4 protein-coding genes are annotated in these 6000 nt (G+C 69.9%); all 4 read left to right on the top strand.

What is annotated here, in order from left to right:
• The first annotated feature begins 65 nt into the window (after positions 1-65).
• On the top strand, positions 66-491 hold the full coding sequence (locus NE234_RS23615) for an ATP-binding protein (RefSeq protein ID WP_256529255.1): 426 nt from the start codon (positions 66-68) through the stop codon (positions 489-491).
• A gap of 299 nt (positions 492-790) precedes the next feature.
• Entirely contained in the window at positions 791-1720 is a 930-nt protein-coding gene (locus NE234_RS23610) for an AraC family transcriptional regulator (protein WP_252782676.1), read from the top strand.
• A 9-nt stretch (positions 1721-1729) separates the two neighbouring features.
• Positions 1730-2167, top strand: coding sequence for an SRPBCC family protein (locus NE234_RS23605; protein WP_252782675.1), 438 nt, complete (start codon positions 1730-1732; stop codon positions 2165-2167).
• Positions 2168-2906: 739 nt separating this feature from the next.
• Entirely contained in the window at positions 2907-5987 is a 3081-nt protein-coding gene (locus NE234_RS23600) for a discoidin domain-containing protein (RefSeq protein ID WP_252782674.1), read from the top strand.
• Positions 5988-6000: the final 13 nt, after the last annotated feature.

The following is a 6000-nucleotide window of genomic DNA, read 5'->3' as shown; positions in this document are numbered from 1 at the left end:
CTCGATCCGCTCCCACAGGCTGTCCCGCACGATCCACGGAGGCTGCTCGCCCTTCTTCACGGAAGATGATCAAAGCTGCCCGGCAGCCACCGTGGGACCAAAGTGATCATTTTGTTAGGACCTCTAAGCCGGCGGCGGCGCGGATGGCGCGGGAGTTCGCGCGCGAATGCCTCACGGCCTGCGGCCGTACGGACCTCATCGAAGACGCCGAAGAGGTGATCTCCGAACTGGCCACCAACGCGATGCGGCACGGCACCCCGGAGGGAGGCTACTTCGCGGTGCGTTTCGAGCGTCACCGGCAGGGATGCGTCTTCGACGTGATCGACAGATGCCCCACGGTGATGCCCACGCTCCGCGACGCCGACGACCTGGACGAGGGCGGCCGGGGCCTCCTCCTGGTCGAAGCCCTCACCGCCTCATGGGGTTACTTCCGGCGCCCCCTGAAGGAACACCGCGTCTTCGTAAAGGTGGTCAGAGTCGCCTTCCTATAGGGCTGAGGTCCCGGGGCGGTGTACGTCTCCGTCCGACGCTCGGCAGGTGCTCGTACGGCACCGCCGGCCGGGCGGATCGGTTGCGGCGAGAAGATGACGCCGGGGCAGGGGCATCGTTTCCAGCGCTGTCTACTCAGGGGAGAAATTGTCTCCCCTGAGTACACGGCGCTGGAACAGCACAGGCCCCCTGGGTGTGCGATCTGGGATGGTTGTCCGGTCTATTCCTTGGGGTGTCGCGCGGGTCCGTGCAGGACGTTCGGCGAAGGACACGCCGGAGCGGCCCCCGTAGACTCGCGGGGGTGTTCGACTCGCCTGACTTCGACGTGGCGCCGTACGCCGGTTTCGACATGGCGAAGGTCGTGCGGCGTACCCATTGCAGCTGGGAGGACAGCGGCTGGCGGTCGTTGCTCGTCCAGTGCTTCACCCACGCGCCGGAGGCGGAGCACCTTCCGCTGCCCGGGGTTTCCGACCTGCACCTTGTGCTCTGTACGAGCGGGGACGCGGTGATGCGGACACGCGCCGGCGGGAGGGCGGTCCGGCGACGCTGGGTGCCTGGCCGCCTGGAACTCATGGTCCCCGGCCACTCGACCGAGCGCAGTTATCGCGCGATGTCGGCGATGCGCACCATTCAGGTGCACATCCCGCGGGCGACCGTCGACCGGGTCGCGGCCGAGCTGGGCGGCCCGGAACCGGACTTCGAGGCGCTGGCCGCCGGCCTGGGCGCGGGCGACGCGGTCGTCGAACAGGTCATCCGCGCGCTGCCCGCCGCCGGGGGCGCGAACGACCTGTACGCCGAATCGGCCGCGGCCTTCCTCGCGACCCACCTGCTGACCCAGGGGCGGGGCCATCCCACGCCGGGTCCCGAGCACACGGCCGTCCGGAAGAGCATCGCGATCATGCGAGACCGCCTGGCCGATCCGCTGACGCTCGCCGACATCGCCGCCGAAGTGCACCTGAGCGTGTACCACTTCATGCGCGTGTTCCGCGAGGCCACCGGCGAGACACCGCATCGGTTCCTCACCCGGCTGCGGATCGAGCAGGCGCGGCGGCTGCTCGACGGTACCGACCTCACCATCGGACGGATCGCCGAACGCTGCGGTTTCTCCAGCCCCGGCAGCCTGTCCTCGGCCTTCCTGGCGCACGTCGGTGTCCGGCCGTCGGCGTACCGCAAGATTCCGTCGACGGGTGGGCAATCGCGCGCATGGCCCGAGCCGACCGCGCCGTCCTAGCGTGGCGGAGTGCCGTACAGCTACTCCGTGACCTCCCATTCACCGGCGAACCCCGACATCGTCTTCGCAGCGCTCGTCCGTGCGGCCACCTGGCCGTCGTGGTCGCCGATCGACGCCGCCGAGATCGAGGGCGGCGGCGATCCCGCAGGCCGGCAGCGGGTCGGCGACACGCGGATCTTCCGCACCGGCCGGGCGGTCTCCCGGGAACGCATCGTCGAGCTGGTCGCCGACCGGCGGTTCGGCTATGAGAACGTGAGCGGCCCGTTCCGGTCCTACCGGGGCACCGTCGAACTCGCCGCAGCGCCGCAGGGCGGCACCGACATCACCTGGTCGGCGACCTTCGAGCCGAAGCTGCGTCTGTCGGGGCCGTTCTGGCGGTGGTACCTGACCCGCTTCATGCAGCGGATGGTCGATGGCCTGGCCTCGTACGCCGACGACCAATCCTGACAAAGTCGGTATCAACGGACGCGAAATTGTTGGCCAGTTATCGTCCGGCCAGAGGCATTCTGCCCTATCCGGGAACGGTAAACGGTGCGAACCTTGTCGAAGCAGACTGGATGGTGAAAAGAGGTGGTCTCATGATCCAGAAGGTCCGACAGCTGGTCGCCACGGCCGTCGCCATGGCCATGCTGGTCCTCGGAGCCGTCCTGGTGATCGGGGGTTCCGCGTCCGCGGAGAACCGTGCCGCCGTCTCGGCTTCGGTACGCGTCGACGCCAAACCCAAGCCGTGTACCCGGTGCTGTCTCAAGACAAACCCCAAGACGCACCGGTGCGCTAAATACGGTTACAAGAGGGGCAAGGGTAAGTGCTCCGCCAAGTGCAAGTAAGGGCGCGTCCGGGCACCCGGCGAAACGCTCCCTGAAATGTAACCGAAGGACCCGATCGAGGGCTTTCGGGCGCGGTGGCCGGCTGGCGTGGCGCCGAGGGCGCCCCGTTCAGCCGGTCATGGCGGTGGTGCCGGCAGCCGCCCGGACCTCTAAGCAGGGGCTTAATATAAGCCCCGAAAAAACTCCGCCGCCGAGTATTGACACCGGTCGGAATCCCGATCAGTCTCTCGGGAGAGCGCGCTCCTCAGCTCCCGGTGCACGTCAGAGCCCCCCACCCCGCCGGGAGTCCTTTTCGCCATCAGCTTCACGGCGGGCGGTCTCCTCGCCGCTCCGCCGTGCCCCGAAGAGGAGCTGCCCCCATGAAGCCCCGTGCCCGGGCGGTGGGCCATCGGCCCGCCGCGCCCGCGATCATGATCACCATCCTGACCCTCCTCCTCGCCTGCGCGGGGACCGCCCTGTCCACCTCGGCGAGCGCGGATCCCACACTGCTCTCGCAAGGAAGACCGGCCACCGCGTCGTCGGTCGAGAGCGCCGGTACGCCCGCCTCGGCCGCCGTGGACGGCGACACCGGCACCCGGTGGTCGAGCGCCTTCAGCGACCCGCAGTGGCTGCAGGTCGACCTCGGCGCCGCCGCCACCGTCAGCCAGGTCACCCTCACCTGGGAGACGGCGTACGCGACGGCCTTCCAGATCCAGGTCTCCGACGACGCCGCCACCTGGCGCACCGTCTACAGCACCACCAGCGGCACCGGCGGGAAGCAGACGCTGAACGTCTCCGGCACCGGCCGCTACGTCCGGATGTACGGGACGGCGCGGGCGACGGGCTACGGCTACTCGCTGTGGGAGTTCCAGGTGTACGGCTCGGCCGGGTCGACGACGCCGCCGAGCACCACGCCGATCTCCGCTTATCGGCCGGTCAAGGCGTCCTCGACGGAGGGCGGCAACGCCCCCGCGGCGGCGCTGGACGGCCGTACGGACACCCGCTGGTCCAGCCTGTACACCGACGACGAGTGGCTGGAGGTCGACCTCGGCGGAGCGGCCACGATCACCGGCGCCACGCTCATCTGGGAGAACGCCTACGCCACCGGCTACCGGATCGAGGTGTCGGACAACGAGACGACGTGGACGAGCATCTACAGCACCACGACCGGCAAGGGCGGCACCGAGAACCTCACCATCTCCGGCAAGGGCCGCTACGTCCGCTTCCACGGCACGGCCAGGGCCACGGGGTACGGCTACTCGCTCTGGGAGTTCCAGGTCTTCGGCACGGTCGACGCGTCGAGCGACAACCCGCCGCTGCTGTCCCCGCCGACCAAGGCCCCGGCGACCACCGGCCAGTTCGCGCTGTCGGCGCCGGCCGACCACGCGATGGTCACCGACACGCGCCGCCCGGCCCTGTCCTGGGCCGCGGTCTCCGGCACCGCGCACTACGAGGTGTGGCTCAACGTCAGCCGCACCGACTACGACTTCACCGCCTCCGGCCGCCTGCTCGACCTCTACACGAAGGTCGCCGAGCCCACCGGCGCGAGCTACACGCCGACCTGGGACATCAGCGACCGGTGGACGTACAAGTGGTTCGTCGTCGCGGTGAGCGGATCGGGGGCCAGGACCACGTCGAACATTTGGACGTTCAGCGTCTACCTGCCCACGATCAAGGCGGCGGGCGACGGCGTGAACATCGTGAACGGCGCCCGTGACCTCAACAAGGACGGCACGATCGAGCCGTACGAGGACTGGCGGCAGCCGGTCGAGACGCGAGTGGCCGACCTCCTCGGCCGGATGACGCCCGAGGAGAAGGCGTACCAGATGTTCTACAACGCCCAGACGTATCCGCAGTCGGGGTGGCACTTCGGCCCGGCGCAGCCCGCCGACCTGGACAAGGTGCTCCGCGCCGCCGCCGGTACCCGTCTCGGCATCCCGCCGGTCTCCGCGGGCGACACGATCTCCGGGTACGAGACGACGTACCCGCTGCAGAGCGCGCTCGCCGCGGGCAAGGACTGCCCCCTCGACTACAAGCTCGGCGACATGCAGCGCCGCGAGGAGCTGGAGGTCGGCACGCGCGGCGTGCTCGGGCCGCTCGCCGAGGTCGGCACCAAGGTGCTGTACCCCCGCATCCAGGAGGGCAACGGCGAGAACGCCGACGTCGCGGCCGCCCAGGTGCGCGCCCTCGTGTCCGGTCTGCAGGGCGGGCCGGAGCTGAACCCGAACTCGGTCCTCACGACGGTCAAGCACTGGCCGGGGGAGGGCGCCGGCGGTGAGGCGGGCATCGTCTACGACGCGGTGACGATCAAGTACCACATGATCCCGTGGCGGGCCGCGCTCGACGCGGGAGCGGTCAACATCATGCCCGGCTACGCCGGCAGCTCCTACCTCGACCCGGGCGGGCCGGGCGCGGGCAACAGCAAGCCCATCCTCGACTACCTGCGGAACAACCTCGGCTACACCGGCCTCATCACGACCGACTGGCTGCCCTCCGGCGCGTGGATCAGCGCGGCGAACGCCGGATCCGACGTCATGGGCGGCGCCGACCCGGGCGCGGCCGACTTCTCGATCGCGAGCTTCCTGTCCAGCGTGCCGATCGCCCGGATCAACGACGCGGTGACCCGGGTCCTCCGGCTGAAGTTCGAGCTCGGGATCTTCGATCGGCCGTACGGCGACCCGGTGAACGGCCCGTACCGCTTCCACCAGCCGTCGTACGCCGCGCTCGCCAACCAGGCCGCGCGCGAGTCCATCACGCTGCTGAAGAACGACGGCGTCCTGCCGATCAAGCTGAAGGCGGGCGACAACCTCGTGGTGGCGGGCCCGCGGGCCACCGACGGCGCCGCCTGCTGCGTGTGGACCAGCTACTTCCACCAGAACTACGGGTCGCTGGACATCCTGGACGCGATCAAGGCGCGGGCGGCGAAGGCCGGCGTGAACGTCTACCAGGACACCGGGCCGTCGCCCAAGCTCGCCGTCGTCGCGGTCGGCGAGCCCAGTTACACGCACGCCACGGCCTGGACGAAGGAGCAGCCGTACCTGCCGGCGGACCAGCTCGCCATCATCCAGAACTTCCACGACCAGGGCATCCCGGTCGTCGTGGTCATGGACCTGCCCCGGCCGACCGTGATCTCCGAGTGGAACGGCATCGCCGACGCGATCGTGATGACGTACCGCGGCGGCGAGGAGGTCGGCCCGGCGACGGCGTCCCTGCTCTTCGGCGACTACACGCCGCACGGGTCGCTGCCCTGGCAGCTCCCGCGCAGCGTCGACCAGGTCCTCAAGCCGGGCGGCACGGACACCCCCGCCGACGCCGTCGAGGACTGGAGCCTGCCGTACGACCTGGGCGCGACCGCCGCGGAACGCGCCGACATCCGCGCCAAGATCGATGCCGGTCAGTCGCCGGCCACGACCTACGGCGACCCGCTCTATCCCTACGGCGCCGGCATCCACAGCTGGTAGGAGGGGGGCACGC

The sequence above is a fragment of the Actinoallomurus rhizosphaericola genome (genome assembly GCF_024055675.1).
GTDB lineage: Bacteria > Actinomycetota > Actinomycetes > Streptosporangiales > Streptosporangiaceae > Actinoallomurus > Actinoallomurus soli.
This window is presented reverse-complemented; position numbering and strand designations above follow the sequence as displayed.